The 26,950-nt window shown below is 74.5% G+C and carries 23 protein-coding genes; 12 read left to right on the forward strand and 11 right to left on the reverse strand.

Annotated features, from left to right (window positions below; genetic code table 11):
- Window positions 1-76 precede the first annotated feature (76 nt).
- Complete coding sequence (locus ABD254_RS04275; protein ID WP_425553726.1) at window positions 77-721, reverse strand: LuxR C-terminal-related transcriptional regulator; 645 nt, start codon at window positions 719-721, stop codon at window positions 77-79.
- Between the two features lie 62 nt (window positions 722-783).
- Window positions 784-2,124 carry a PspC domain-containing protein gene (locus ABD254_RS04280; RefSeq protein ID WP_344245989.1) on the reverse strand — a complete coding sequence of 447 codons (1,341 nt, stop codon included), beginning with the start codon at window positions 2,122-2,124 and terminating at the stop codon, window positions 784-786.
- A 137-nt stretch (window positions 2,125-2,261) separates the two neighbouring features.
- On the opposite strand from ABD254_RS04280, the gene ABD254_RS04285 reads away from it, so the two are divergent.
- The 3 genes from ABD254_RS04285 to ABD254_RS04295 all read left to right on the forward strand — a co-directional run bounded on the left by ABD254_RS04285 (window position 2,262) and on the right by ABD254_RS04295 (window position 5,317).
- Window positions 2,262-3,875: a PspC domain-containing protein gene (locus tag ABD254_RS04285; protein WP_344245991.1), complete on the forward strand. Its 1,614-nt coding sequence runs from the start codon at window positions 2,262-2,264 to the stop codon at window positions 3,873-3,875.
- Window positions 3,872-4,438 carry a hypothetical protein gene (locus tag ABD254_RS04290; protein WP_344245993.1) on the forward strand — a complete coding sequence of 189 codons (567 nt, stop codon included), beginning with the start codon at window positions 3,872-3,874 and terminating at the stop codon, window positions 4,436-4,438. Before ABD254_RS04285 ends, ABD254_RS04290 begins: the two co-directional genes overlap by 4 nt.
- Window positions 4,439-4,537: 99 nt before the next feature.
- The gene (locus tag ABD254_RS04295; RefSeq protein WP_344245994.1) at window positions 4,538-5,317 is read left to right on the forward strand and encodes a class I SAM-dependent methyltransferase; all 780 of its coding nucleotides are present in this window, start codon (window positions 4,538-4,540) and stop codon (window positions 5,315-5,317) included.
- A gap of 4 nt (window positions 5,318-5,321) precedes the next feature.
- Here the strand turns inward: ABD254_RS04295 and ABD254_RS04300 are convergent, their stop codons facing one another.
- Window positions 5,322-6,005 (reverse strand): hypothetical protein, encoded by a 684-nt coding sequence (locus ABD254_RS04300; protein ID WP_344245996.1) that lies wholly within the window; start codon window positions 6,003-6,005, stop codon window positions 5,322-5,324.
- A 136-nt stretch (window positions 6,006-6,141) separates the two neighbouring features.
- Between ABD254_RS04300 and ABD254_RS04305 the strand changes: the two genes are divergently transcribed.
- Complete coding sequence (locus ABD254_RS04305) at window positions 6,142-7,314, forward strand: glycosyltransferase family 4 protein (protein ID WP_344245998.1); 1,173 nt, start codon at window positions 6,142-6,144, stop codon at window positions 7,312-7,314.
- A 132-nt stretch (window positions 7,315-7,446) separates the two neighbouring features.
- Window positions 7,447-8,007 (forward strand): hypothetical protein, encoded by a 561-nt coding sequence (locus ABD254_RS04310; protein ID WP_344246000.1) that lies wholly within the window; start codon window positions 7,447-7,449, stop codon window positions 8,005-8,007.
- 52 nt (window positions 8,008-8,059) lie between these two features.
- On the opposite strand, the gene guaA is transcribed toward ABD254_RS04310, so the two are convergent.
- The 4 genes from guaA to ABD254_RS04330 form a co-directional block, all read right to left on the reverse strand.
- Window positions 8,060-9,646 carry a glutamine-hydrolyzing GMP synthase gene (guaA, locus tag ABD254_RS04315; protein WP_344246002.1) on the reverse strand — a complete coding sequence of 529 codons (1,587 nt, stop codon included), beginning with the start codon at window positions 9,644-9,646 and terminating at the stop codon, window positions 8,060-8,062.
- Window positions 9,647-9,687: 41 nt separating this feature from the next.
- Window positions 9,688-10,353 (reverse strand): OmpA family protein, encoded by a 666-nt coding sequence (locus ABD254_RS04320; RefSeq protein ID WP_344246004.1) that lies wholly within the window; start codon window positions 10,351-10,353, stop codon window positions 9,688-9,690.
- Between the two features lie 2 nt (window positions 10,354-10,355).
- Entirely contained in the window at window positions 10,356-11,030 is a 675-nt protein-coding gene (locus ABD254_RS04325; RefSeq protein WP_344246006.1) for a hypothetical protein, read from the reverse strand.
- A 134-nt stretch (window positions 11,031-11,164) separates the two neighbouring features.
- Window positions 11,165-11,605 (reverse strand): DUF3817 domain-containing protein, encoded by a 441-nt coding sequence (locus ABD254_RS04330; RefSeq protein WP_344246008.1) that lies wholly within the window; start codon window positions 11,603-11,605, stop codon window positions 11,165-11,167.
- 90 nt (window positions 11,606-11,695) lie between these two features.
- Here ABD254_RS04330 and ABD254_RS04335 point away from each other — a divergent pair, with 90 nt between their 5' ends.
- Both ABD254_RS04335 and ABD254_RS04340 read left to right on the forward strand, forming a co-directional pair.
- The gene (locus ABD254_RS04335; protein ID WP_344246010.1) at window positions 11,696-13,477 is read left to right on the forward strand and encodes an ABC transporter ATP-binding protein; all 1,782 of its coding nucleotides are present in this window, start codon (window positions 11,696-11,698) and stop codon (window positions 13,475-13,477) included.
- Window positions 13,474-15,324: an ABC transporter ATP-binding protein gene (locus ABD254_RS04340; RefSeq protein ID WP_344246012.1), complete on the forward strand. Its 1,851-nt coding sequence runs from the start codon at window positions 13,474-13,476 to the stop codon at window positions 15,322-15,324. The genes ABD254_RS04335 and ABD254_RS04340 overlap by 4 nt, the downstream gene beginning before the upstream one ends.
- Here the strand turns inward: ABD254_RS04340 and ABD254_RS04345 are convergent.
- Window positions 15,296-15,907 (reverse strand): GyrI-like domain-containing protein, encoded by a 612-nt coding sequence (locus ABD254_RS04345; protein ID WP_344246014.1) that lies wholly within the window; start codon window positions 15,905-15,907, stop codon window positions 15,296-15,298. The two genes, ABD254_RS04340 and ABD254_RS04345, sit on opposite strands and share 29 nt — an antisense overlap.
- A gap of 49 nt (window positions 15,908-15,956) precedes the next feature.
- A complete protein-coding gene (locus ABD254_RS04350) occupies window positions 15,957-16,877 on the reverse strand; it encodes an SURF1 family protein (RefSeq protein WP_344246016.1) in 921 nt (306 codons plus the stop codon).
- A 196-nt stretch (window positions 16,878-17,073) separates the two neighbouring features.
- Between ABD254_RS04350 and ABD254_RS04355 the strand changes: the two genes are divergently transcribed.
- The 3 genes from ABD254_RS04355 (at window position 17,074) to ABD254_RS04365 (ending at window position 23,073) form a co-directional block, all read left to right on the forward strand.
- Window positions 17,074-19,578, forward strand: a complete 2,505-nt coding sequence (locus ABD254_RS04355; protein WP_344246018.1) for a phosphoketolase family protein — start codon at window positions 17,074-17,076, stop codon at window positions 19,576-19,578.
- Window positions 19,575-21,707 (forward strand): phosphate acetyltransferase, encoded by a 2,133-nt coding sequence (gene pta, locus ABD254_RS04360; protein WP_344246020.1) that lies wholly within the window; start codon window positions 19,575-19,577, stop codon window positions 21,705-21,707. The genes ABD254_RS04355 and pta overlap by 4 nt, the downstream gene beginning before the upstream one ends.
- An 85-nt stretch (window positions 21,708-21,792) precedes the next feature.
- On the forward strand, window positions 21,793-23,073 hold the full coding sequence (locus tag ABD254_RS04365; RefSeq protein ID WP_344246022.1) for an acetate/propionate family kinase: 1,281 nt from the start codon (window positions 21,793-21,795) through the stop codon (window positions 23,071-23,073).
- A gap of 7 nt (window positions 23,074-23,080) precedes the next feature.
- On the opposite strand, the gene ABD254_RS04370 is transcribed toward ABD254_RS04365, so the two are convergent.
- A complete protein-coding gene (locus ABD254_RS04370) occupies window positions 23,081-24,460 on the reverse strand; it encodes a GntP family permease (protein WP_344246024.1) in 1,380 nt (459 codons plus the stop codon).
- Complete coding sequence (locus tag ABD254_RS04375) at window positions 24,457-25,053, reverse strand: gluconokinase (RefSeq protein WP_344246026.1); 597 nt, start codon at window positions 25,051-25,053, stop codon at window positions 24,457-24,459. The genes ABD254_RS04370 and ABD254_RS04375 overlap by 4 nt, the downstream gene beginning before the upstream one ends.
- 160 nt (window positions 25,054-25,213) lie before the next feature.
- On the opposite strand from ABD254_RS04375, the gene ABD254_RS04380 reads away from it, so the two are divergent.
- Both ABD254_RS04380 and ABD254_RS04385 read left to right on the forward strand, forming a co-directional pair.
- Window positions 25,214-25,927 carry a FadR/GntR family transcriptional regulator gene (locus ABD254_RS04380; RefSeq protein ID WP_344246028.1) on the forward strand — a complete coding sequence of 238 codons (714 nt, stop codon included), beginning with the start codon at window positions 25,214-25,216 and terminating at the stop codon, window positions 25,925-25,927.
- Window positions 25,924-26,937: a DUF4031 domain-containing protein gene (locus ABD254_RS04385; protein ID WP_344246030.1), complete on the forward strand. Its 1,014-nt coding sequence runs from the start codon at window positions 25,924-25,926 to the stop codon at window positions 26,935-26,937. The genes ABD254_RS04380 and ABD254_RS04385 overlap by 4 nt, the downstream gene beginning before the upstream one ends.
- The last annotated feature ends 13 nt before the right edge of the window (window positions 26,938-26,950 follow it).

The raw sequence follows: 26,950 nt of genomic DNA on the forward strand, positions 1-26,950 counted from the left end.
GGGACGGAACGGGACCCGGGTTCTCGACATCGTCGTCGAATACTTTCTCGGACCAGTTGACGGGCCCGGGCCGCGGTCACAGCAGGCGGCGCGCCGCCGCCCAGCGGGTCAGCTCGTAGCGGCTGGAGAGCTGCAGCTTGCGCAGCACCGCCGACACGTGGGTCTCGACCGTCTTGATGGAGATGAACAGCTCCGACGCGACCTCGCGGTAGGAGTAGCCGCGGGCGATGAGCCGCATGACCTCCTGCTCGCGCTTGGACAGGCGGTCCAGCTCGTCGTCGGCCACGGCGACGTCGCCCGCGGCGGTGCCGAAGGCGTCGAGCACGAACCCCGCCAGCCGCGGCGAGAACACGGCGTCGCCGCCCGCGACCCGCACCACCGCGCCGGACAGGTCCTTCGCCGAGATGTTCTTCGTGACGTAACCCCGCGCGCCGGCGCGGATGACCGCGACCACGTCCTCCGCGGCGTCCGACACCGACAGCGCGAGGAAACGCGTGTCGCCGAGCAGGTCGGCGCACCGCCGCACGACCTCGGCCCCGCCCCCGCCGTTGCCGCCCGGCAGGTGCACGTCGAGCAGCACCACGGGCGGGCGGTGCTCGTGCACCACCGCCACGGCCTGGTCGACGTCGGCGGCCTCCCCCACGACCCGCACCCGGTCGTCGAGGCTCGCGCGGACGCCGGTGCGGAACATGTGGTGGTCGTCGACCAGGACGACCGGCACCGGGCCGGGCGGCGTCGCGGCACTCGCGTCGGGTGTGGCGTCGGGCGTGGCGTCGGGGCTGGTCACGGGCGGGCTCCTTCGTCGATGGGCTGGGCGGGCTCTGACCCTGCCCCGGCTACGGGCGCCTGCTCGGGCGCTTGTTCGGGCTCGGGCGGCGTGGCGTGTCCGTCGCGCGGCATGCGCAGCCGCACCTCGGTGCCCCAGCCGGGGCGGCTCGTCACGTCGGCGGTGCCGCCGCGACGGTGCACCCGCCCGAGGATGGACTCGCGGACGCCGAACCGGTCGGGCGCGATGTCGTCCATCTCGAAGCCGTCGCCACGGTCGCGGACGAAGACCTCGACGGCGTCGTCGGTCACCTCGAGGTAGACGGTCACGGGCGGTAGTCCGTGCACGACGGCGTTCACCAGCGCCTCGCGCGACGCCTGCAGCAGCGCCGTCGTCGCCTCCATGGGGACGCAGTCGCCCACCACGACCGTCTCGACCTCGACCGCGCGGCCGTCCTCGACCTCGGCGACGAGGGCACGCAGCTCGGCGGCGAGCGACGTGCCGGGCTCGGTCCGGTCGGTGTACAGCCACTCGCGCAGCTCGCGCTCCTGGGCGCGCGCCATCCGCGCGACGGCCTCCGGGTCGTCCGCCCGCGAGCGGATGAGGGCCAAGGTCTGCAGCACCGAGTCGTGCAGGTGCGCCGCGATGTCGGCGCGCTCGGCCTCCCGGGCGCGGGCGGCGCGCTCGTCCCCGAGCTCGCGCACGAGGCGCAGCCACCAGGGCGCCAGCATGAGGGCCACCCCGGCGAGGACGGCGAGCGACGCCGCGGCGGCCTGCAGGAGCACCGGGACCGGCGCGTCCTGGCCGACGAGCATCAGCACGCCCAGCATGACGAGGACGACGCCGCCCGCCAGGCGCAGCACGAACGTCGAGCGACGGTCGCCCCCCGCGCGGTCCGCCCAGCGGCCCCGCTGCGCGGCGTCGAGCTGGCTCCAGGCGAGCGCCATCCCGCCGAGCGCGACCAGCACGGGCAGCACCCACGACGCCCCCAGGTCCCAGCCGGCCCGCATCGCGACCAGCACGAAGGCGCCGGCGATGAGCGCAGCGCCGATGAGGACGTCCCGCACCGGCAGGGCCGCCACCGGGCCCTGCATCCGCAGCCGGGGCGCGAGGCGCTGCAGCGACGTGGGCTCGGTCGCGGCGGCGACGGCGCGCGGGTCGCCGGCCGGGACCGTCACCCACCAGAAGACGTAGGCGACCGCGCCGGCGCCGCCCGCGAGCGCGAGCACGACGAACCCGATCCGCACGGCCAGGACCGGCAGGCCCAGGTGGGCGGCGAGCCCCGCCGCGACGCCGCCGAGCAGCCGGCCCCTGGGGGGCCGGCGCAGCGGGAGGTGCGGGGAAGGATCGGTGGTCACCCTCCCGATCCTGGCACGTCGGGGACGCCCCCGGCCCCGGAATCCCGGGTTTCAGGGTGCCTCGCGGGCCGGATTCAGGGTCGGCTCAGGGCGCCACCCGATGTCGGAGGCGTGCTCCGCTTGCCAGCATGGGAGCCATGAGCACCGACGACCTCCCCCAGCCGCCCGGGCCGCAGCCCGGCCCCGGCCCCGCGGCTCCCGGGGGCGACGTCCCGCCCTCCGGCGGCCCCACGTCGCCGCCACGCAGCGGCGACGGCTTCTTCGACTCCATCCGCCGGATGGGCCTCGCCCGGTCCGACGACCGCTGGGTCGGGGGCGTCGCCGGCGGCGTCGCCGAGCGATTCGGCCTCGACCCGCTGCTCGTGCGCGGCCTGCTGATCCTCAGCTTCTTCCTCACGGGCGCCGGCATCGTCGTCTACGCCATCGCGTGGGCCCTCCTTCCCGAGCGGCGCGACGGGCGGATCCACCTGCAACAGGCGATCCGCGGCGACTTCGACGTCGCCCTGCTGGGTGCCGCCGTGGCGCTGGTCGTCGGCATCGCATGGGGCGACGGTCCCGGCTGGTGGGGCTTCGGGATCGAGTGGATCAGCGTGGTGATCTGGGTCGCCGTGTGGGTCGCGATCGTCTGGGTCGTGGTCAAGCTGATCCGCGACCGCAGGCCGCGAGCCGGCGCCACGCCGCCGGGCGGGCAGGACTGGTCTGGGCAGGGCTGGTCCGGCGGGCCGAGCGCGCCCGGCGGGCCCACGTCCTGGAGCCCCGCCGCGGACGACGCGCGCCGGGCCGAGCGGTACCCGGTGGGGCAGATCCCGGCCGAGCGTTACTCGACCGAGCAGTTCCCGGCCGAGCCCTTCACGCCGGCGCCGCCAGCGCCGTACCTGGCTGCGCCCGCCGCGCCGCCCGCGACCGGAGCCACGGACGCGACCGGTGGCACCGCAGCGACCGGGGCATACCCGGGCGCGGCGTCTCCCGGCGGCCGCGGCTCCGCTCCCCTGCCCCCCGCTCCGCCGGCGCCACCGGTCCCGGCGCCGCGCCCGCCGAAGCCGCCGCGCCCGGTGCGACGCGGGCCTGGCGCCGGCGCCGTGGGCATCGTGCTCGGGCTGGTGCTCCTGGCCGGGGCGGTCCTCGTGGCCGCCGACCGTGTGGGCGACCTCGGGTCTCCCCTCTTCCCGACGTGGCTGGGGATCTCGATCGTCATCCTCGGCCTGGGCATCGTCGTGACGGGGCTGCGCGGCCGCCGTGGCGGCGTCCTGACGTTCCTCGCGATCCTCGCCGTCCTCGCGGGGATCGTCACCTGGCCCTTCGCAGGCAGCCGCGCCGGCGAGTGGGACTTCTGGGACGAGGTCAGGGGCGACGGGAGCGGCGGCGCCGTCATCAGCGACGGCGCGCTCACCCCGCACAGCCTGGACGAGGCCGAGGACGGCGTCCACGTGCGCTTCGGCGACGCGACCGTCGACCTCACCGAGCTCGACCTCAGCGACGTCACCGTGGGCGACCCCGTCGTCGTCCCCGTCTCGATCTCGGCCGGGAACGCGACCGTGCTGATCCCCGACGGCGAGGCCGTCGAGGCCGAGATCGAGGTCATCGCCGGCAACGCCGAGTGGCGCGTCGACGGCGAGACGCGATCCGTCAACACGTACACCAACGGCCCCGCCCGGTTCGACTCGCAGGAGGTCACCGCGCCGGGCGAGACCCGCCTGCTGCTCGACGTCGACGTGCGCGCCGGCAACCTGACCATCGAGGAGTCCCGATGAGCGACGACAAGACCACACCGGACGGGACCACGCCGCAGGGGCCCGACGACACCGACGAGACGCAGGCCTTGCCCGCGTACGGAGCGGACGAGACGCGGGCCCTGCCCACCGCGGACGAGACGCAGGCGCTGCCGGCGCCGGACGAGACCCGGGCCTTCCCCGTGGCCGGCCCGGACGACCCGCTGTCGATCTTCGATCGGCCGGACCGTCTCGCCGACCCGCTGCCGGCGCCCGACCCGCTGCCGGCGCCCGACCCCCTGCCGGCGCCCCACCCTCTGCCGGTGCCGGAACCGCTGCCCGCGCCGGCACCTGCCGGCTCCGGCGCGTGGGCCGACCAGGCCGCCGCCGTGCAGGCCCCGGTCAGCACCGGGCCGCGGGCCAGCACCGTCGTGTGGGGGTTCCTCGTGGTGGCGTTCGGGGTCGGGCTCATGGCCAGCAGCGCGGGCGCGTACATCGACGTCGAGCTGGCGGCGATCGTGCTCCTCGCCGCCGCCGGGGTCCTGCTGGTCGTCGGCTCCGTGATCAGCGCCGTCCGGCGGCGACGCCGCACGGCTGCCCGCTAGGACGATCCCCGATCGGCGCTCGGTGGTCGGACCTCGTCGGACCACGCCCCCGACGTGAGGCGGGTGTCCGGCCGCCGGCGGCGACGGTAGCGTCACCGCATGGACCAGGAGGAACGGCGCCGTCATGCCTCGTCGTTCGGGGCGGCGGCGGCCGCGTACGCCGAGCACCGTCCCGACTATGCGCACGACGCGGTGCGCTGGGCACTCCGGCCCGCGCGCGGCACGCGGGTGCTCGACCTTGGCGCCGGCACCGGGAAGCTCGCGGCGACGCTGGTCGCGCTGGGTGTCGACGTCGTCGCGGTCGAGCCCGACCCGGCGATGCTCGCCGAGCTGCACCGCTCGCTCCCGGAGGTCCGCGCCCTGCCGGGAAGCGCGGAGGCGATACCGCTGCCCGATGCGTCTGTCGATGTCGTGCTGGCCGGCAACGCCATGCACTGGTTCGACATGGACGTCGCGGGACCCGAGATCGCCAGGGTCCTGTCGCCCGGAGGCGTCCTGGCCGGCCTGTGGAACGTCGTGGACGACCGGGTCGGGTGGGTCGCCGGGCTCGGGCGGGTCGGCGGAAGCGCGGCCGTCGGCCCGCGCGACACACGGGGCAGCTGGCCGGGGCAGACGGCCGACGCGCACCTTCCCCGGCCCGGCGTGGCCGCCCGGTTCGGCTCGGCGGAGCAGGCGATGTTCCCGCACGGGCAGCGTCGTACCGCCGACGCACTGGTCGCGACCCTCGCGACGCGCGCCGGGGTGCTGGACCTGCCGGGCCAGGAACGCGCGGCCCTGCTGGGCCGGATCCGCGCCTACCTCGGGAGCAGGCCCGAGACCGCCCTCGGCGAGTTCACGCTCCCGATGCTGACCTGCGTGCTGCGTACCCGGCGACTGTGACGCGTCAGGCCGACGGCGGGGTGGTCGACGCCGGCGGCTCGGGGGGTGGTGTGGACGACGGCGCCGTCCCCGACGACCGGGCCGGGCCCGACTCGGTGGTCGTCGTGTCCGGCCCCTGGCGCGTCGTGGGGCGGGACGGCGGCGCGGGCTGGGCCGGCGGCGCCGCGGGCTCGGGGTCCGCGTGCCGGGGTGCCGTGGACAGGTCCCCCTGCGAGGAGTACCCGGGCGTCTCGACCGCGACCTGCGGCCCGCCGGCGAGCCGCCGCAGGGCGCCCCCGATGAACAGGAACAGGATCCCCAGTCCGATGACCAGGGCACACACCCCGAACGCGACGACCGACGTGAACAGGGACGCGCGGAGGAACGACGCGTCCATGACGCTGTCGCGGATGGGGTCGTCCTGGGGCAGCTCCGCATAGGTCTGGCCCCCCGCCATCTCCGTGGCATGCATGTCGATGACGTCGGCCTGGGCGTAGGCGGTCAGCGGGCCGGAGACGTGATCGCCCGCGAACATGCCGTTCATGAAGGTCGAGTCGTCGGAGACGGTGATCTCTTCGGCCGACAGCGTCATGGACACGACGATCCAGACGACGACGCCGGCGACGATCAGCACGATGCCGGCGATGATGGAGAACAGGCCGATCCCGCGGACTCCCTTGGCGGGCCGGACGGTGACTGTGCTCGACATGTGGCGACACCCTTCCAGGCGACTCGGATCATGGCTACGGCGTCCCGCTGTTCCTCACGGTAGCCCGCGGCCCCACGAGAGTCGCGGCGAACCCGCAGGTCGTCGTGCCGCCGACCCGGGATGGAAGGATGCTCCGGTGCGCATCGTCCATGTCTCCGACTCCTACCTCCCGCTGCTCGGGGGCATCGAGACGCAGGTCGCCCGGCTCGCGCGCCGGCAGGCGGACGCGGGCCACGACGTCGAGGTCGTCACCACGACCCCCGGGTCTGCCGGCGCGCACGGCGTCACGACCGAGCGCGGCAGGGACGGCGTCGTGGTGCACCGGGTCGCCGCGCGGGTACCCGGCGGGTACCCCGTGCACCCGCGCTCGACGCGGCACGTCGTCGCCCGGCTGCGCGCCCTGGAGGCGGACGGCCGCCGGCCCGACGTCGTGCACCTGCACATGGGCGTGCTCGCCCCGACGGTAGAGCTCGCCCTGCGCGCGGTGACGCGGCTGCGGCTGCCCGCGCTGCTGACGGTGCACTCGGTGTGGGGCGGCTGGGAGCGCACGTTCGCCGCCCTGGACGCCGCCACCCGCTGGTCCGCGTGGCCGGTGCAGTGGTCGGCCGTGAGCGAGCTGACCGCCGACCCGCTTCGGCGCGTCGTCGGGCGCCGTCTGGGGGCGACGGCGGCCGCCGAGCGGGTGTCGGTGCTCGGCAACGGCATCGACGTCGAGGCGTGGCGGCTGCCCCGCACCGAGCGGGGCGAGCGGGCCGAGGGGCAGGAGGTGCACGTCGTGTCCGCGACCCGCTTCGCCCCCCGCAAGCGCGTGCTGCCGATGCTCGAGGCGATCTCCGCCGCCATCGGCGAGGCGCCCGGCGGCCTCGTCGCGACGATCGGCGGCGACGGCCCCCAGCTCGCCGAGGCCCGCAGGTTCGTCCGCGAGCGCGGCCTGGCCGACCAGGTGCGGCTCGTCGGCCGGCTGAGCCCCACCGAGCTCAAGCGGCTGTACGTGCGCGCCGACGTCTTCGTCGCTCCCGCGGTGCAGGACGCGTTCGGGATCGCGGCGCTCGAGGCGCAGGCGGCCGGGCTCGCCGTCGTGAGCCGGTCGCAGTCCGGTGTCGCCGAGCGGCTGGTCGACGGCCGCGACGCGCTGCTGGTCGACGACGACGCCGGGCTGGCGGGCGCGCTGGTGCGCCTCGTGACCGAGCCCGCGCTGCTCGACTCGATCATCGAGCACAACCGCACGGCGGAGCTCGCGACGTCCTGGCCGCGGGTCCTCGCGGACGTCGACGAGGCCTACGCCCGCGCGGCGACGCTGGCGCGCTGACCCGGCGCACCGCTGACCGCGGCCCGTCGGTCGCCCGGGCGTATCGCTGCCCGGACGTATCAACTCCCGGACAGGTGCCTCATCACACCATGACCGGCGGCGGGGGGTCGCCGGCAGACGTGAGGAGCAATGATGCGCACCACCACACGCAACCGCTCGATCCGGGCTTCGATCGCCGGCGCCGTCGTCGGCCTCGCGGGCCTGGTCTCGCTCGGGATGGGTGGCACCGCCGCCGCGGCAGCGCCGGACGACACGGCCGCGCCCGTCCGGGTGCAGGCCGTGCAGAGCGAGAAGCCGGTCATGGTCGAGGACCTCGAGATCTCGGCGGCCGCGGCCCGAACCACCTACTACTGTGCGGTCCTCGACGGCACGTTCGGCTGCAAGGACGCCAAGCCCGGCACCGGGCTGGTCGTGGCCCGGCTCTACCAGCACATCGACTACGGCGGCTTCCAGGTCGTGGTCTACAACCCGAAGTACCGGGTGGGCTGCACGTCGGGCACGGGGGACAACGAGGGCGGCGCCAACCTCGGCACCGCGCTGTCCAACAGGATCACGTCCGTCAAGACGTACAACCACTGCGACGTGCGTCTCTACGACGGCAACACCAAGTCCGGCGCGCACACCGGCTTCATCGACCGCGACAGCTACCTCGGGAGCTTCAACGACCGGGCGAACTCGTTCCGCATCTCCTGACACGGAGACGACCGCGGCCCCGCTCCCTTCCGGGGTGCGGGGCCGCAGGACGTCACTCCCACTCGATGGTGCCCGGGGGCTTGCTCGTCACGTCGAGCACCACGCGGTTGACCTCGCTCACCTCGTTGGTGATGCGGGTCGAGATGACGGACAGGACGTCGTAGGGCAGGCGCGTCCAGTCGGCGGTCATGGCGTCCTCGGACGACACCGGGCGCAGCACGATCGGGTGGCCGTACGTGCGTCCGTCGCCCTGCACGCCGACGGAGCGGACGTCGGCGAGCAGCACCACCGGGCACTGCCAGATCTCGCCGTCCAGGCCCGCCCTGGTCAGCTCCTCGCGCGCGATCGCGTCCGCCTTGCGCAGCGTCTCGAGGCGCTCGGCCGTGACCTCTCCGACGATGCGGATGCCCAGGCCCGGGCCGGGGAACGGCTGGCGGGAGACGATCTCCTCCGGCACGCCGAGCTCGCGGCCCACCGCGCGGACCTCGTCCTTGAACAGCGTGCGCAGCGGCTCGACCAGCTCGAACTGCAGGTCGTCGGGCAGCCCGCCCACGTTGTGGTGGCTCTTGATGTTGGCCGCGCCCTCACCGCCGCCGGACTCGACGACGTCCGGGTACAGCGTGCCCTGGACCAGGAACCGCACCTGCTCGCCGTGGGCGCCCGCCTCCGCGACGATGTCGCGCTGCGCGTCCTCGAAGACGCGGATGAACTCGCGGCCGATGATCTTGCGCTTCGTCTCCGGGTCCCGCACGCCGTCGAGGGCGGCGAGGAACCGCTCCTTCTCGTCGCGGATCACCAGGTTGACGCCGGTCGAGGCGACGAAGTCGTTCTCGATCTGCTCGACCTCGCCCGCGCGCATGAGCCCGTGGTCCACGTGCACGCAGGTGAGCTGGTCGCCGACGGCCTCCTGGACCAGCGCGGCGGCCACGGCGGAGTCGACGCCGCCGGACAGGGCGCAGATGACGCGCGCGTCGCCGATCTGCGCGCGGATCGCGGCGACCTGGTCGGCGATGACGTTGCCGGGGGTCCAGTCAGGCGCCAGCCCCGCGCCCTCGTAGAGGAAGTGCTCCAGCACGGCCTGCCCGTGCGCGGAGTGCTTGACCTCCGGGTGCCACTGCACGCCGTAGAGCCGGCGGCCCGCGTCCTCGAACGCCGCGACCGGCGAGCCGGACGACGTGGCGAGGACCTCGAAGCCCTCGGGCGCGGAGTGCACCGAGTCGCCGTGGCTCATCCAGGTGGTCTGGTTCGCCGGGGTGCCCGCGAGGAGCACGCCCGCCGAGCACACCTCGACCTCGGTGCCGCCGTACTCCCGGGCGCCGGTCTGCGCGACCGTGCCGCCCAGCGCCTGGGCCATCGCCTGGAACCCGTAGCAGATGCCGAGCACCGGCACGCCGGCGTCGAACAGCGCCGGGTCGACGAACGGCGCGCCCGCGGCGTACACCGACGACGGGCCGCCCGACAGGATGATCGCGGCCGGGTCCTTGGCGAGCATCTGCTCGGTCGTGAACGTGTGCGGCACGATCTCCGAGTAGACCTTCGCCTCGCGCACGCGCCGCGCGATGAGCTGGGCGTACTGGGCGCCGAAGTCGACGACGAGGACGGGGCGGGGAGTGGCGGGAGCGGTGGCGGGTGACGTCACCGGGTCATCCTATCCGCCGCCCGGCGGCCCCCCGCGGCGTCCTACGCGGTCGGGTACGTCACCTCGACGCGGCGGTTCAGCGCGCGGCCGGCGGGGTTGTCCGCGCCGCCGGCCTCGTTCTCGGCCACCGGGTCCGCCTCGCCGTGGCCCGCCACCGTCAGCGTGAGGTCCGGGCGCTCGGCGGCGAGGACGTCGGCGACGGCGTTCGCGCGCTTCGTCGACAGGCGAGCGTTGAACGCGTCGCTCCCGACCGAGTCCGTGTACCCGTCGACGCGGACCGTCGCGTCCTGCGGGATCTCGGTGGCGAGGTCCGCGACGGCGGCCTTCGCGTCGGGCGAGAGCGTGGCCTTGCCGAAGTCGAACAACAGGTCGGAAGTCAGGGTGACGACCTTCTCGCCCTCGTCCTCCCGCTCGCGCTCCAGGCTCGTGGTCGAGTCCTCGGGTCGCAGCGCGAACGTCGAGTCCGCCGCACGCAGGTCGGTCGTGGCGTCGGCCGCCATCTCTGCGGACGTCTCCGCAGCCTCGATGCGCTCGGTGTCGTCCGCGAGGTCGGCGTCCGCCTCCTCCACGAGCTCCGGGTCGGGCTCGGCGACGCCCGACGACGGCGCGGCGGACGGGTCCTGGGTCGACGCCGCCGCGACGCCGGCCGAGGCTCCGGACATCAGGAGCGCCAGGGCGGTGGTGAGCGGGACCACGCGGCGGGCCACGCTCACTCGGTCGCTCCGTCGGTGTAGGTGACGGTGGCGTCGGTGAACATCGGCAGGCCCTCGACCGGCGCGACGTCGACCTTCTCCGGCTGCCCCTCGGGCGCGGGCAGCACGGCCCACGACTCGACCGCGCCGTGGTTGGGGAACGCGAACTCGACGTTGTCGAGCGGCGAGACGAGCATCGACCGGGTGCACTCGAGCTGCGCGAGGCTGGCGTCCGATCCGCTCTCCGTGTCAGGCTGCCACGCGCCCTCGGTGCAGAACGGCCGGTAGAGCTTGAGGTTCTCCCGGTCCGTCACCGTCGTGATCGGCTCGACCCCCATGTCGTAGTAGCTCGCGCCGGCGTCGGTGGGCGCCTCGTCGTCGTCCCACTGCAGCGCCCAGCGCACCGTCATGGTGCCGTCGGCGACCTCGACGGAGCGCAGGGTCATGGTGACCTCGCCACCCCAGGCGTCGCCGCCGCCGTGCGGCGTCGCGGTCGTCTTGGTGGCCATCTCTCCGTCGCCGGGGTTCGCCGTCCCGGCGGCCGGGGCGTCGACGCCCGTCGCGGAACCCGCGCTCTCGGCTGCGGCTCCGGCGTCCTCACCGCCCCCGGAGCATCCGGCGGCGACGGCTGCGGTCAGGGCGAGGGCTGCGGTGAGTCGGGTGGCGGCGGTGAAGCGGGCACGCGTGTACACGGTCCTCCAGGAGTCGTCGGCGGTTGCCCGACGCACACGGCCGGGCGCGCACAGCCTGGCACGTCGCCGCAGCGTCGTGCCAGGTCAGGCCATGGGGAGAGATCCCCATGCTCCCGGACCGGCGACGCTCGCGGTCAGGCGCCGACCCCGTACCGGTCCGCGAGCGCGGCGAGCTTCGCGTCGGCGTCGGCGTGCACGCGCTTCTCGAGCACGAACGACATCACCGGGACGACGCCGGCGAACACCATCGTGGCAAGACGGCCGAAGCCCCAGCGCATCTTGGCCCACAGGTCCAGCACCGTCACGAGGTACACGACGTAGATCCATCCGTGCGCGAACGGGACCCAGCCCATGTAGTCGACGACGACCTCGACCGGGACGACGTACTTGAAGAACAGCTCCACGCACAGGATCAGCAGCATCACGCCGGTGAGGATCGCCATGAACCGGTAGCGCGACATGGCCCCGCGGGCCTTGCGGATCGCGGTGGCGGCCTGCTCGGGGGTGGCCTGGCCGGCGGTGGCGTGACCGGCGGTGTCGCCGGTCGGGGCGGGGGGCTGCTGCGGCGTGCTCACCCCAGCATGGTAGGCGCCGATCGCGGGCCTCCCGGACGGCCCCGTTATTCCGTGGCCCGGTGTCGGAGGGCCTCCGTAGGCTGGACGACCGTGCGCCCCCTCCCCCTGCCCGACGTGGGCAACCCTCCCCTGACGTCCCCCGCCAGGCTCCTGACCTGGCAGGCGTGGCGGCAGCGCGACGTGCTCGCGAAGTCCCTCGTCGCGGGCGTCGTCGTGATGCTCGCGTCGGCGGCAGCACCGCTGCTGATCGGCCGCGCGATCGACGACGGGCTCGAGCAGGGCTTCGGCCCCGCGCTGTTCGCCTGGTGCGGGGCGATGCTGCTCGCCGCCGCGGTGATCGTCGTCGCCGGGATCTACAACCACGTCTGGGACGTGGAGAACTGGGTGCGGGCGTCCCTCTCGTTCTCCCAGCTCATCGGGTACAAGGCGTCGCGCAGCGGGCATGCGATCACGCGCAAGCTGCCCACCGGCGAGGTCGTGGCCGCCGTCGCGAACGACGCCCTGCGCGTCGGCGACATGTACTCCATGGTCGGGCGGTTCACCGGCGGCGCGATGGCGTACGCCGTCGTCGTGGTCGTCATGCTGTCGCAGCACCTGCGGCTCGGGCTGGTCCTGGCCCTGGGCGTCCCGGTCGTCGCCGCGGTGCTCGGCCTCCTCGTCAAGCCCCTCCAGTCCCGCCAGACGACGCAGCGCGAGGCCACGGGCCGGCTCACGTCGCTCGGCTCGGACACCGTCTCGGGCCTGCGGATCCTGCGCGGCATCGGCGGCGAGGACGTCTTCGCCGGCCGCTACGCGCGCCAGTCGCAGGAGGTGCGCCACCAGGGCGTGCGGGTGGCGGTGCTGCAGTCCGTCCTGGACGGCCTGCAGGTGCTGCTCCCCGGCCTGCTCGCCGCCCTCGTGCTGTGGCTCGGGGCGCGGGCCGCCGTGCGCGGCGAGATCACCGGCGGCCAGCTCGTGACGTTCTACGGGTACGCGGCGTTCCTCGCCTGGCCGGTGCAGATGGCGACCCAGATGCTGCAGATGGTGATCCGGGCCGTGATCTCGTCGCGCAAGATCCTCGACGTGCTGCGCGTCACCGAGGCGACGCCGCCCGCGGCCACGCCCGCCGACGCGCCCCCGGCGGGGGCCGAACTCGTCGACGAGGCGAGCGGCCTCGTGCTGCGCCCCGGCCGTGTCGTGGGGCTCGTCTGCGCCGACCCGGACGCGTCGGCCGCGGTCGCGACCCGCCTCGGCCGGTTCGACGACGACGCCGAGGCCGCCACCCCGGTGCGGCTCGGCGGCGTGCTGCTCGCGGACCTCGACAAGGAGGACCTGCGGCACCGCGTCGTCGTGTCCGAGGCCACGCCGCACCTGTTCTCCGGCGTGCTCGGCACCGAGCTCGACGCGCGCGGGCGGGCCACCGAGGCCGAGCTGCTGGCCGCGATGGTCACCGCCGACGCGCACGACGTGCTCGACAGCGTGCCCGGCGGGCTCGCCGGCGAGCTGCCCGAGAAGGGCCGCTCGCTCTCGGGCGGCCAGCGCCAGCGCGTCGCGCTCGCCCGGGCGCTGCTCACCGAGCCCGAGGTCCTGGTGCTCGTCGAGCCCACGAGCGCGGTCGACGCGCACACCGAGGCACGCATCGCCGAGCGCGTCGCCGAGGTCCGGCGCGGCCGCACCACGCTCGTCGTCACCGCCAGCCCGCTGGTGCTGGACCACCTCGACGACGTGCTCCTGCTCGACGACGACGGCCGGGTCGCCGCGCACGGCACGCACGCCCAGCTGCTGGAGCGGCGCGACGCCCACGGCGCGGCCTACCGCGCCGTCGTCGGCCGCAGCATGGCCACCGACAAGATGCCCGAGGACGAGAACGACCTCGAAGGAGCGGCACGATGAGCGCCCCCGCCGCCGCGCGCCCGAGCGCGGCCAACCCGAACCAGCTCCCGATCGCCGACCGGGCCGAGGTCAACAAGACCGTCGGACGCCTGTTCCGCCGCCACCGCGGGCAGCTGAGCGGCGTCGCCGTGCTGCACACGCTCGCCGCGCTCGCCGGCCTGGTCGGGCCGTTCGTGCTGGGCCGCATCATCGACCAGGTCGCCGCCGGCACCACCATCGGCGCCGTCGACCAGCTCGCGCTGGTGCTGCTCGGCGCCGTCCTCGCGCAGTCCGTGATCACCCGGTACGCCCAGCGGCTGTCCATGGTGTTCGGCGAGCGGGTGTTCGCCGACCTCCGCGAGGAGTTCATGGACGCCGTCACGCGGCTGCCGCTGTCGACGGTCGAGAAGGCGGGCACGGGCGACCTGGTGGCCCGCACCACGAACGACGTCAACAAGCTGCAGCACGCCGTCCGGTTCGGCGTGCCCCGCGTGCTCGTGTGCGTCGTGACGATCGTGCTGACCCTGGTCGCGTCGTTCCTCGCCTCCCCGCTCGTCGCGCTCGGGCTCCTGACGGGGGCGCCGCTCATCGCGGTCGCGACCCGCTGGTACCTCAAGCGGGCCACGCCGGGCTACCTGCGGGAGTCCGCGGCGTACGCGACCATCAACGGCTCGATCACCGAGGCCGTCGAGGGCGCCCGCACCACCGACGCCCTGCACCTGGGCGCCCGGATCCGCCGCCGGATCGACCGGGACCTGCGCGAGGCGTTCGACGCCGAGTCGTACACGCTCGGCCTGCGGCTGCGCCTCATCCCGTCGCTCGACGCGGCCGTCGCCATCGCGCCGATCGTCGTCATCCTGTGGGGCGGCTGGCTCGTCTCGCAGGACCTCGTGACCGTCGGAACCGTGGCGACCATCGCCATGTACGGCCACCAGATGGGCGGCCCGGTGTTCGACCTCGTGTTCTGGCTGGACGAGCTGCAGGTCGCGGCCGTCGCGCTGGCGCGCGTCGTCGGGGTCGGGCTGGTCGGCCCGGACCGGGTCGCCGGCGCCGCGGTGCCGGCGTCGGAGGACGTGCGCGCGCACGCCGTCCGGTACGCGTACCGCGAGGGGCACGACGTGCTGCACGGCATCGACCTCGACCTGGCGCCCGGCGAACGGCTGGCCGTCGTCGGGCCGTCGGGGGCGGGCAAGTCGACGCTCGGGCGCATGCTCGCCGGCATCCACCCGCCCACCGGCGGGTCGGTGACCGTCGGTGGGGTGCCGCTCGTCGAGCTGCCGCTCGAGGACCTGCGCGGACACGTCGCACTCGTGACGCAGGAGCACCACGTCTTCGTCGGCTCGCTGGCGGAGAACCTGCGGCTCGCGGACACGTCGGCGTCCGACGACGCGCTCTGGGACGCGCTCGGCGCCGTCGACGCCCGGGACTGGGTCGCGGCCCTGCCGGACGGGCTCGCGACCGAGGTCGGCTCCGGCGGGTTCACCCTCAGCCCGGCGCAGGCGCAGCAGGTGGCGCTCGCACGCCTCGTCCTGCTCGACCCGCACACGCTGGTGCTCGACGAGGCGACGTCGCTCCTCGACCCGCGCGCCGCCCGGCACCTCGAACGCTCGCTGAACGCCGTGCTCACCGGGCGCACGGTGGTCGCGATCGCGCACCGCCTGCACACGGCCCACGACGCCGACCGCGTGGCCGTCGTCGACGGCGGGCGGATCACGGAGATCGGCCCGCACGACGAGCTCGTCGCGGCCGGCGGCGACTACGCGAAGCTCTGGCACAGCTGGCAGCACGAGTGCGTGGTCTCGACAGGCTCGACCGCCGGTGGTCGAGCCTGTCGAGACCTCAGCCCGGGGCGACCGGCTGGCGGATGATCGTGCGCATCTTCTCCGGCGCGGCCTTGCGCGGGTCGGAGAGGTAGACCTCGTGGTGCCGCCCGGTCAGGGTGAGCCCCTCGGCCTCGATGTACGCGTGCAGGGACGCGATGGTCGGCGGCTCCGTGGCGAACGGGCCGACGTGCAGCACCTGTGCGGCCTCGCCGTCGCCGTAGGGCTCCAGCCGCACGCGGTCGCCGGCCGGCAGGCGCTTCGCGCGGGAGACGCGGGTCAGGATCTCGGGGGCGTCGACCGCGGCGACGGCGTCGGGCAGGCCGATCATCATCGTCCACCGCCAGTCGCCCTTGGCGTCGACGCTGAAGCGGGCCATGTCGTCGGCCCACCACAGCCCCTCGAGCGGCAGCACGGTGAATGCCTCGCCGGTGGCGTCCTTGACCGCGGACCGCAGCGCGTAGGCGAGCGGGTACAGGCTCTCGACGGCCTCGCGGTACGCGGGTGCCGTGTTGGGGTCGCCCTCGCCGTCGACGAGCAGGTACGGCCGCGGCGGGACGGTCACGCGCGACGGCGTCGGCCGGGCGGTGTACTGGTCCCGGTACGTCTTCTTGAGGTCGATCGTCGCCATGACGCCAGCCTGGCAGCCGACGCCGACACGGGCCTGGCGACGAGCCTGCTCAGCCCGGCAGGCCGGCGATGCCGGCGCCGACGGGGTCGTCGTCCCCACCGCCGTCGTCCCGCCGGCCGCGGTACGCCTTCTCGCGGTGGCCGCCGGCGACCTCGTCGCGCACCAGCCGCACCCACAGGGCGACGGCGAACAGCCCGAACACCCACCACTGCAGCGCATAGAAAAGGTTCTGCAGGTTCACGCCGGTGCCGCCCTCGATCACCGGGCGCGGCAGCGCCGCCGGCCCGCCGTCCGCCGCCGCGGCCTGCGTCGGGTCGGACGACGTGAGCACGACGTATCCCGAGTAGATCGGGCCGCCCCAGTCGTTGACGAGCGCGCCGGTGGAGATGGAGTCCGTCAGCGGCGGCCCGCCGGGGTTCTCGGGCAGCGGCTCGGCGCCCTCCTGCACCGACTCGGAGGCCTGCAGCCAGCCGGTGACGCGCACCTCGCCGTCCGGCACGTCGAGCGCGGCGTCGCCCGGCTGCGGCGAGGCCACCCAGCCCCGCACGACCGGCACGACCGGCGCCCCGGACAGCTCCGCCCACGACGCCCCGTCGGTGCCGTCGTCCGACACCCGCAGCGGCGTGAGCACCAGGTACCCGGTGCGACCGTCCAGCGAGCGCCCGGCCACGAGCTCCTGCCCCTCGGCCTCGTACGTGCCGGAGACCCACACCTCGCGACCCACGAGCTCGCCCGGGAACGACGACTGCGGCGCGAGCAGCTCCCCCAGGCCCGCGGGCGCGGCCGCCGCCTGCTCCGCGGCCGCCTGCTCGGAAGCCAGCTCGGCGCGCAGGTACGCCCGGTCGAGCTGCCAGGCGCCGAGCCGCCCGCACACGGCCGCCGCGAGCAGGAACAGCAGCAGGATGCCGATCATGCGGGGCTGGACGGCCACCGCCCAGAACGACCGGCGGGCGGGTGGGTGGCTGGGCACGGGACCACCGTAGACGTCGCCCGACGCCGCGACGGAATCGTCGACCTGACGGTCCGCCAGATCGACGTCACGTGCCACGGGCCGCCGCGTCGGGCTGCACTCCGGTGGTCGGTGCGGTGAAATGAAGACGCAGCCCCGGGGCCCGGTCCGTACCGGCACCCGGAGGGCTCCGTCCTCGAGCCGCAGGGAGCGTGTGATGAGCACCACGACCGTCCCGACCACCCGTGACACCCCGTGGCGCGCCACGGGCGGCACGGACCTGTCCGCCGAGCAGGTCGAGCGGATCGACCGGTGGTGGCGGGCCGCCAACTACCTGTCGGTCGGCCAGATCTACCTGCTCGACAACCCGCTGCTGCGCGAGCCGCTGACGCGGGACCACGTCAAGCCGCGGCTCCTGGGGCACTGGGGCACCACGCCGGGCCTCAACTTCCTGTACGCGCACCTCAACCGCGCCATCCGCGAGCGCGAGCAGTCGACGGTCTACGTGGCCGGCCCGGGCCACGGCGGCCCCGGCCTCGTCGCGAGCACGTACCTCGACGGCACGTACTCCGAGCTCTACTCCGACATCACCGAGGACACCGACGGCCTGCGCCGGCTGTTCCGCCAGTTCTCGTTCCCGGGAGGCATCCCGAGCCACGTCGCCCCGGAGACGCCGGGGTCGATCCACGAGGGCGGCGAGCTGGGCTACGCCCTCAGCCACGCCTACGGCGCGGTCTTCGACAACCCCGACCTCCTGGTGGCCGCGGTCGTCGGCGACGGCGAGGCCGAGACCGGCCCGCTCGCGACGAGCTGGCACTCGAACAAGCTCCTCAACCCCGCGCAGGACGGCGTCGTGCTGCCGATCCTGCACCTCAACGGGTACAAGATCGCGAACCCCACGATCCTCGACCGCATCGGCCAGGACGAGCTCGAGTCGCTCATGGTCGGGTACGGGCACACGCCGCACTGGTTCGAGGTCGCCGACGGCTCCGACGAGCCGTTCGAGTCGATCCACCGGCGTTTCGCCACGCTGCTCGACGAGGTGCTCGACGAGATCGCGGGCATCAAGGCGCGGGCCGCCCAGGAGGGCGTGGACATGCCCCGGCCGGCGTGGCCGATGATCGTGTTCCGCACCCCGAAGGGCTGGACCGGCCCGGAGACCATCGACGGCAAGAAGACCGTCGGCTCGTGGCGCGCCCACCAGGTGCCGCTGGCCAGCGCGCGGGACACGCCGGAGCACCTCGCGGTGCTCGAGCAGTGGCTCGCGTCCTACCGGGCGGAGGAGCTGTTCGACGACGAGGGCCGGATCCTCGACGACATCCGCGCGCTGGCCCCGGCGGGCGACCTGCGCATGAGCGCGAACCCGCACGCGAACGGCGGCGTCCTGCTGCGCGACCTGCGGCTGCCGGACTTCCGCGACTTCGCCGTCGACGTGCCGGCTCCGGGCAGCGGCGCCGTCGAGGCGCCTCGGGTGCTGGGGCAGTTCCTCACCGAGGTGATCCGCCGCAACCCGGACAACTTCCGGATCTTCGGGCCGGACGAGACGGCGTCGAACCGCCTCCAGGCGGTGTTCGAGGTCACCGGCAAGCAGTGGGACGCCGAGTACTTCTCCGCCGAGGTGGACGAGCACCTCGTGCGCGCCGGGCGCGTGATGGAGCAGCTCTCGGAGCACCAGTGCCAGGGCTGGCTGGAGGGCTACCTGCTGACCGGGCGGCACGGCCTGTTCACCAGCTACGAGGCCTTCATCCACATCGTCGACTCGATGTTCAACCAGCACGCGAAGTGGCTCAAGGTCACGAACCACATCCCGTGGCGGCGGCCCATCGCGAGCCTCAACTACCTGCTGTCCAGCCACGTGTGGCGCCAGGACCACAACGGCTTCTCCCACCAGGACCCGGGCTTCATCGACCACGTCGTCAACAAGAAGGCGGAGATCGTCCGGGTGTACCTGCCGCCGGACGCCAACACCCTGCTCAGCACCTACGACCACTGCCTGCGGTCGCGGCAGTACGTGAACGTCGTGGTGGCGGGCAAGCAGCCGGCGCCGCAGTTCCTCACCATGGAGCAGGCGGTCGCGCACTGCACCCGCGGCCTGGGCATCTGGGACTGGGCCGGGACCGAGGAGCCGGGCACCCAGCCCGACGTCGTGCTCGGCTGCGCGGGCGACGTGCCGACGCTCGAGGTGCTCGCCGCGGCCGACATCCTGCGCCGCGAGCTGCCCGACCTCAAGGTCCGCGTGGTGAACGTCGTCGACCTCATGCGCCTGCAGGACGAGCGGGAGCACCCGCACGGCCTGTCGGACCGGGACTTCGACACCCTGTTCACGACCGACCGGCCGGTGATCTTCAACTACCACGGGTACCCGTGGCTCATCCACCGGCTCACCTACCGGCGCCGGGGGCACGCGAACATCCACGTGCGCGGGTACAAGGAGGAGGGCACCACCACGACGCCCTTCGACATGGCGATGCTCAACGACATCGACCGGTTCCACCTGGTGATCGACGTCGTCGACCAGGTGCCGTCGCTCGGGTCGCGGGCCGCGGGGCTGCGCCAGCGGATGGTCGACGCCCGTCTCGCCGCCCGCCAGTACACGCGCGAGCACGGCGAGGACCTCCCCGAGGTGCGCGACTGGGTGTGGCCCGACTCCGGCGACACCGGCACCGACGCGGGCGGGCCGCAGTACGACGCGTCCGCGGCGACGGGCGGCGACAACGAGTGACCACGACGACCCGCAGCATCTACCTCGCCTCCCCCGAGGGCGAGAGCGGCAAGTCCACGGTGGCGCTGGGCGTCCTCGACCTGCTGGTGCGCCAGGTGCAGCGGGTGGGGGTCTTCCGGGCCGTCTCCCGCGTGCCCGACCCGCCGTCGTCGGACGCCGCCGGCGACGCCCCGCGCGACCACGTGCTCGAGATGCTGCTCGCGCACGACGGCGTCGACCTCGCGTACGAGCAGGCCGTGGGCGTCACGTACGACGACGTGCACGCCGACGCCGAGGCGGCCCTGTCGCGCATCGTCGACCGGTACCACGCGGTGGCGGAGGGGTGCGACGCCGTGGTCGTCGTCGGCACGGACTACACGGACGTCACGGGCGCCACCGAGCTGGCGTTCAACGCCCGCGTCGCCGCGAACCTCGGGGCACCGGTGCTGCTGGTGACCTCCGGGCGGGACCGGTCAGCGGAGGACGTCCGCGCGCTCAACCGCCTCAGCGTCGCCGAGCTGCGCGCCAACCACGCGCAGCCGGTGGGGATCGTCGTGAACCGCAGCGGCCCGGCGGTCCTCGCCGCGGGCGCGGCGCGGCTCGTCGGCGACGACGGCCTGCCCGTGTGGACCATCCCCGAGGAGCCGTTCCTGCACGCCCCCACCGTGGGCCGGCTCACCGAGGCCGTCGAGGGCACGCTCATGCTCGGCGACCCGGACCTGCTGGCGCGCGAGGTGCTGGACGTCATCGTCGGCGCCATGTCGTTCGAGCACGTGCTCGACCACCTGTCCGACGGCGCGGTCGTCATCACGCCCGGCGACCGGTCCGACGTGCTGCTCGGGCTGCTGTCGGCGCACGCCGCGGCCACGTTCCCGTCGCTCGCCGGCATCGTCCTGACCGGCGGCTACGTGCCGCGGGGCGTCATCGCGCAGCTCCTGTCGGCGCTCGGGCCGCGGGTGCCGGTGGTCTCCACGGCGCTCGGCACCTTCCAGGCGGCGCGGCGCGCGGCGGAGACGAACGGCTTCGTCACGGTCGGCGCCTCCCGCAAGATCGACGTCGCGCGGGCCCTCTTCGAGCAGCACGTCGACGGCGGGGCGCTGCTGGCCCGGCTCGACGTGCCGCGCACGCCGGTCGTGACGCCGCTGATGTTCGAGTACGAGCTCATCGAGCGGGCGCGCGCCGACCGCAAGCGTGTCGTGCTGCCGGAGGGCGAGGACGACCGCGTGCTCCGCGCGGCGTCGACGGTGCTCGCGCGCGGGATCGCGGACCTCGTGATCCTGGGCGACGAGCAGGAGATCCGGGCGCGCGCGGCCGAGCTCGGCCTCGACATCTCCGCCGCCACGGTGCTGTCGCCCACGGACCACGAGCACGTGGAGCGGTTCGCCGCCGAGTACACGACGCTGCGCGCGCACAAGGGCATGACCCTCGAGCGGGCCCGGGAGATCGTCACCGACGTGTCGTACTTCGGCACGATGATGGTGCACCTCGGGCTGGCGGACGGCATGGTCTCCGGCGCCGCGCACACGACGGCGCACACCATCCGGCCGTCGTTCGAGATCGTCAAGACCGCGCCCGGGACCTCCGTCGTGTCGTCGGTCTTCCTCATGTGCCTGCCCGACCGGGTGCTCGTGTACGGCGACTGCGCCGTCATCCCCGACCCGACGGCGGAGCAGCTCGCGGACATCGCGATCTCGTCGTCGGCGACGGCGGCACAGTTCGGCGTCGACCCGCGCGTGGCGATGCTGTCCTACTCGACCGGCACCTCCGGCACGGGGGCCGACGTCGACAAGGTGCGCACCGCCACCGAGCTGGTCCGCGAGCGCCACCCGGACCTGTCCGTCGAGGGCCCGATCCAGTACGACGCCGCCGTGGACGCCTCCGTGGCGGCGTCCAAGCTGCCGGAGTCGTCGGTCGCGGGGCGCGCGACGGTGTTCGTCTTCCCCGACCTCAACACCGGGAACAACACGTACAAGGCCGTGCAGCGCTCGGCCGGGGCGGTCGCCGTCGGGCCGGTCCTGCAGGGGCTGAACAAGCCGGTCAACGACCTGTCCCGCGGCGCGCTCGTGGCCGACATCGTCAGCACGGTCACGATCACGGCGATCCAGGCCCAGTCGCAGGGCCGGTCACAGTCTCAGGAGGTCCCCGCATGAGCGCGAGGAGCCCCCGCGGAGGTGGCGCGAGGAACGAGGGCTGCCGGAGCGAGGCACCGCAGCGATCATATGAAAGGAGCGCAACATGAGCATCGTCCCCGAGGCCGAGCGGCCCAACCCGTACAGCGCGTACGGCGCGCACGGCTCGGTGCTCGTGCTCAACTCCGGCTCGTCGTCGCTGAAGTACCAGCTCGTCAACCCGGTGGGGGGCGAGGCGATCGCGGCCGGCACGGTGGAGCGGATCGGCGAGCCGGCCGGGATCGTCACGCACACGTTCGCCGGCAACCGCACCCGCCGAGAGCTCGAGGTGCCCGACCACGGCGAGGCGCTGCGGCTCGCGCTCGGCATGTTCGACGAGATCGGCCCGCGCCTCGCCGACGCGGGGATCTACGCCGTCGGGCACCGGGTGGTGCACGGCGGCGCGGAGTTCTCCGGCCCGGTGGTGGTTGACGACGGCGTGGTGGACCGCATCGAGGCGCTCGTCCCGCTCGCCCCGCTGCACAACCCGGCGAACGTGCAGGGGATCCGGGTGGCGCGGGAGCTGCTGGGCGACGTGCCGCACGTCGCCGTCTTCGACACCGCGTTCTTCGCCGCCCTGCCCGCCGAGGCGTACACGTACGCCATCGACCGGAAGGTCGCCGCGGAGCACGACGTGCGCCGGTACGGGTTCCACGGCACCAGCCACCAGTACGTGGCGGGCAAGGTGGCGCGCGTGCTCGGCCGCCGCGTGCAGGACCTGCACACGATCGTGCTGCACCTGGGCAACGGGGCGTCCGCGTCGGCGGTGCGCGGCGGCGTGCCGATCGACACCTCCATGGGCCTCACGCCGCTCGAGGGGCTCGTCATGGGCACGCGGTCGGGCGACGTCGACCCCGCCGTCGTGTTCCACCTCGCGCGCAACGCGGGCATGAGCATCGACGAGCTCGACACGCTGCTGAACAAGCGCTCCGGGATGCTCGGGCTGTCGGGCGTGAACGACTTCCGCGAGCTGCGGCGGCTCATCGACGACGGCGACGAGCAGGCCGCCCTCGCGTTCGACGTCTACATCCACCGCCTGAAGAAGTACGTCGGCGCCTACGCCGCGCTGCTCGGGCGGGTCGACGTCGTCGCGTTCACCGCGGGCGTCGGCGAGAACGACACCGCGGTGCGCGCCGCCGTCTGCGAGGGGCTCGAGGGCATGGGCATCGCCGTCGACCCGGAGCGCAACGCCGGCCCCGACGCCGCACAGGGCGAGCGCATCATCTCCCCCGACTGGACGTCGACCCTGGTCATGGTGATCCCCACCATGGAGGAGCTCGCCATCGCCCGGCAGTGCGTGGAGGCCGTGGACGGCGGGCGCCCGTCCTCGGCCGTCACGGCCGGCTGACCGTGCCCTACGCCACCACGAACGCGAGGCAGGCGATCCCGAAGCCCATGAGGCCGATGGCGGTCTCCATGACGGTCCAGGTCTTCAGGGTGGTCTTCACGTCCATGTCGAAGAACCGGCCCACGAGCCAGAACCCCGAGTCGTTGACGTGGCTGAGCACCACGGATCCGGCGGCGACGGCGATCACGATCGCGGCCGTCTCGACGGGGTTGAAGCCGCCCGCGGCGACGGCGGGGGCGATCAGCCCGGCCGCGGTGGTGAGCGCCACCGTGGCGGAGCCCTGCGCGACGCGCAGCACCGCGGCGATGAGGAACCCGGCCACGATGATCGGCAACCCGAGGTCGCCCAGCACGTCGGCGAGCGCGTCGCCGATGCCGGACGCGCGCAGCACGCCGCCGAACATGCCGCCGGCGCCGGTGATGAGGATGACCGAGCAGACCGGGCCGAGCGCGGAGTCGAGCGTCTTCTCCAGCGCGGTGCCCTCGATGCCGCGGCGGCGGCCCAGCGCCCACGCCGCGACGAGCACGGAGATCAGCAGCGCCACCGGCGTCGAGCCGACCAGGCCCGCCCACGTGACGACCGTGCTCTCGGCGTCGACCCACCCCGCGGACGCCGCCGTCTCCAGGCCGGTGTTGGCGAAGATCAGCACCAGCGGCAGCAGCAGGATGCCCACGACCGTGCCGAAGCGGGGCGGATTCGCCACCTGCGCGGCGTCCGCCCGGCCCAGGATCTCGGGCACGGGGAGCTGGATGCGGCGTCCGACGAACCGGGCGAACAGGTAGGCGGTCACGTACCACGTGGGGATGGCGACGACGAGGCCGAGCAGCAGCACCGTGCCCACGTTGGCGCCCAGGAACTCGGACGCCGCCACCGGGCCCGGGTGCGGCGGCACGAAGACGTGCATCACCGAGAACGCACCGGCCACGGCCAGCCCATAGGTCAGCAGCGACCCGCCGAGGCGCCGCGCCACCGCGAACACGATCGGCAGCATCACGACGAGGCCGGCGTCGAAGAAGATGGGGAACCCGAAGATCAGCGACGCGACGCCGAGCGCGAGCGGCGCCCGCTTCTCGCCGAACCGGGCGATCAGCACGTCGGTCATCACCTTCGCGCCGCCGCTGGTCTCGATGAGGCGGCCGAGCATCGCGCCCAGCCCGACGAGCAGGGCGACGGAGGCCAGCGTGGTGCCGAAGCCGTCGAGCAGCACGTCGACGACGCCGCCGCTGGGCAGCCCCGCGGCCACCGCGGTCAGGAGGCTGACGAGCACCAGCGCGAGGAACGCGTGCAGCTTCACCTTGATGATGAGGAAGAGCAGCAGGGCGACGGCGGCGGCCGCGATGGCGAGCAGCGGACCGGCCGTGAGGGTCTGGGTCCAGTCGTCGGTCATCGCGTCGTCCCCTCCTCGGTGCGCCCGGTCGTGGCGGCGAGCCAGACGACGACGGACCGGGTGATCTCCTCCGGCGACGCGGCGATGTCCACCGTGATCCCGTCCTCGTCGCGCCCGAGCGGCTCGAGGGTCGCGAGCTGGGACGGCAGCAGCTCCGGCGGCATGAAGTGCCCGGTGCGGTGGGTCATGCGCTCGGCCAGCAGCTCGGGGCTGCCGGCCAGGTGCACGAACCGGACGCTGCCACGCGCCCGGCGCAGCTCGTCGCGGTAGGCGCGCTTCAGCGCCGAGCACGTGACGACGGCGGCGCGGCCGGCGTCGGCCTCGCGGTCGAGCCAGTCGCGGATGGCGGCGAGCCAGGGCTCCCGGTCGGCGTCGGTCAGCGGGGTGCCGGAACTCATCTTCTCGATGTTCTCCGCCGGGTGGAACTCGTCCGCCTCCGCGAGGTCGAGGCCGAGGCGCTCGGCGAGGAGCCCGGCGATCGTGGTCTTGCCCGACCCGGCCACGCCCATGACGACGAGGTGCTCGGCGACGGGCAGGCGCGCGGTGCTGGCGACGCGGGCGTCGCCGGGGGCGTTCGTGACGACAGTGTCCATGTGACTTCCCTGTCCGTGTCTCGATCCGTGACCCGCCGGGCGGGCCCCGCGGCGACTGCTGCGTCGCCGCGTCGTCAGAGGATGCCTCATTGATAGCACCTTCGACAAGACTGGTAACACCAATCTGGTGGGCGCGGCGCGGCGCCGATAGGCTCGTCCCATGTCGTCACCGTCCCTGCACGCCGCCGTGCTCGACTCCGTCGGGCGCGCGATCACCAGCGGAGACGTCGGCCCCGGCACCCCGCTGACGCTCGACGGGATCGGCGCCGAGCACGGGGTGTCCCGGACCGTCGCCCGCGAGGTGATGCGGATGCTCGAGGGCCTCGGGATGGTCCGCTCCCGCCGTCGGGTCGGTCTGGTCGTCCTCGGCATCGAGGACTGGAACGTCCTCGACCCTCGCATCATTCGGTGGCGTCTGCAGGGCCCCGGCCGCGACGCCCAGCTGCGCAGCCTCACCGAGCTGCGGCACGCCGTCGAGCCGCTGGCCGCCGCGGGCGCCGCACGCCACGCCAGCCCCCAGGTGCGCGGCGAGCTGCTGGACCTCGCGCGCCGCATGCGCACCACCGGCGAGGCAGGCGACCTCGACACCTTCCTCGCCCTCGACGTCCGCATGCACGAGCTGTTGCTGCGCTCCAGCGGCAACGAGATGTTCGGGCCGCTGGCGGACGTCGTCGCCGAGGTCCTCGCCGGGCGTACCCACCTCGGCCTGATGCCCCCCTCCCCCGTGCCGGAGGCGCTCGACCAGCACGAGGCCGTCGCGCGCGCGGTGGCCGACGGCGACCCCGAGGCCGCCGAGGCGGCCATGGCCGCGATCGTGGGCGAGGTGCGGCGGGCGATCGACCGGCCGGCGGGGCGTCCCGGGGTTCCGTCGTGACGGTCCTCGTCGATCCGCCGGCGTGGCCCGCGCACGGGCGGCTGTGGTCCCACCTGGTCTCGGACGAGTCCCTGCACGAGCTGCGGTCGTTCGCCCGCGCCCACGGCATCGGCGACCGCGCCTTCGACCTCGACCACTACGACGTCCCCGACGAGCGGCACGACGCGCTCGTCTCCGCGGGCGCGGTGCCGGTCGACGGGCGGGAGCTCGCGCGGCGCCTCGCCGGCTCGGGTCTGCGCGTGCCCGGGCGGGAACGGCGCCGGGCCTCCCGGGGAGCCCTGGCCGGGCGATGGGCCGCGCTGTGGCGGCCCGACGACGCGGCGCGCGCGGTGATCGACGGGGCGGGGGCGGACCTGGTCGCCCGCTGGCGCGAGCCGCACCGGGTGTACCACTCGCGGCTGCACCTGGCCGACGCGCTCGACGCCCTCGACCTGCTGCTCGCCGACGGCGCGCCCGGCTCCGGCTGGCACGCCGCCGTCGCGCTCTGGTTCCACGACGCCGTGCACGACGGCGAGGCGGGGCGCGACGAGCAGCGGTCCGCGGCGCTCGCCGGCGACCTGCTCGGCCCGCTCGTCGGGCGGGCACGGCCGGCCGCGCCGACCGCGGCTCCCGGCCCCGTCGGCGCCCTGACCGGCGACGACGTCGCGGAGGTGGCGCGGCTCGTGCTCGTGACCACGGACCATGCGCCCGGAGCCGACGACCCGGCCGGGGCGCTGCTCAGCGACGCCGACCTCGCGATGCTCGGCGGGTCCCCGGCACGCTACGCGCGGTACGCCGCGCAGGTGCGCGCCGAGTACGGGCACGTGCCCGACGACGCGTTCCGCGCAGGCCGCGCGACGGTGCTCGACCAGCTGCTCGAGCTCGCCGCCGGGCCCGGCCTGTTCCGCACGGACGCCGGCCGCCTCCGGTGGGCGGACGCCGCACGGCTCAACCTGCGCACCGAGCGTGCGGCGCTCCGGGCGGCGCCGACGCCACCGTCCCCGAGCCGCCCCGGCACGCGCGCCGGCTGACCCTCGCGCGTCG

Origin of the sequence: Isoptericola hypogeus (assembly GCF_039531145.1) — a bacterium.
GTDB classification, from domain to species: domain Bacteria; phylum Actinomycetota; class Actinomycetes; order Actinomycetales; family Cellulomonadaceae; genus Isoptericola; species Isoptericola hypogeus.

Bases quoted from the DNA above. Each gene is read 5' to 3' on its own strand.
- ABD254_RS04285 (WP_344245991.1), top strand. From the start codon at position 2,262: ATGAGCACCGACGACCTCCCCCAGCCGCCCGGGCCGCAGCCCGGCCCC.
- ABD254_RS04290 (WP_344245993.1), top strand. From the start codon at position 3,872: ATGAGCGACGACAAGACCACACCGGACGGGACCACGCCGCAGGGGCCC.
- ABD254_RS04295 (WP_344245994.1), top strand. From the start codon at position 4,538: ATGGACCAGGAGGAACGGCGCCGTCATGCCTCGTCGTTCGGGGCGGCG.
- ABD254_RS04300 (WP_344245996.1), bottom strand. From the start codon at position 6,005: ATGTCGAGCACAGTCACCGTCCGGCCCGCCAAGGGAGTCCGCGGGATC.
- ABD254_RS04310 (WP_344246000.1), top strand. From the start codon at position 7,447: ATGCGCACCACCACACGCAACCGCTCGATCCGGGCTTCGATCGCCGGC.
- ABD254_RS04340 (WP_344246012.1), top strand. From the start codon at position 13,474: ATGAGCGCCCCCGCCGCCGCGCGCCCGAGCGCGGCCAACCCGAACCAG.
- ABD254_RS04345 (WP_344246014.1), bottom strand. From the start codon at position 15,907: ATGGCGACGATCGACCTCAAGAAGACGTACCGGGACCAGTACACCGCC.
- ABD254_RS04355 (WP_344246018.1), top strand. From the start codon at position 17,074: ATGAGCACCACGACCGTCCCGACCACCCGTGACACCCCGTGGCGCGCC.
- ABD254_RS04365 (WP_344246022.1), top strand. From the start codon at position 21,793: ATGAGCATCGTCCCCGAGGCCGAGCGGCCCAACCCGTACAGCGCGTAC.
- ABD254_RS04370 (WP_344246024.1), bottom strand. From the start codon at position 24,460: ATGACCGACGACTGGACCCAGACCCTCACGGCCGGTCCGCTGCTCGCC.
- ABD254_RS04375 (WP_344246026.1), bottom strand. From the start codon at position 25,053: ATGGACACTGTCGTCACGAACGCCCCCGGCGACGCCCGCGTCGCCAGC.
- ABD254_RS04380 (WP_344246028.1), top strand. From the start codon at position 25,214: ATGTCGTCACCGTCCCTGCACGCCGCCGTGCTCGACTCCGTCGGGCGC.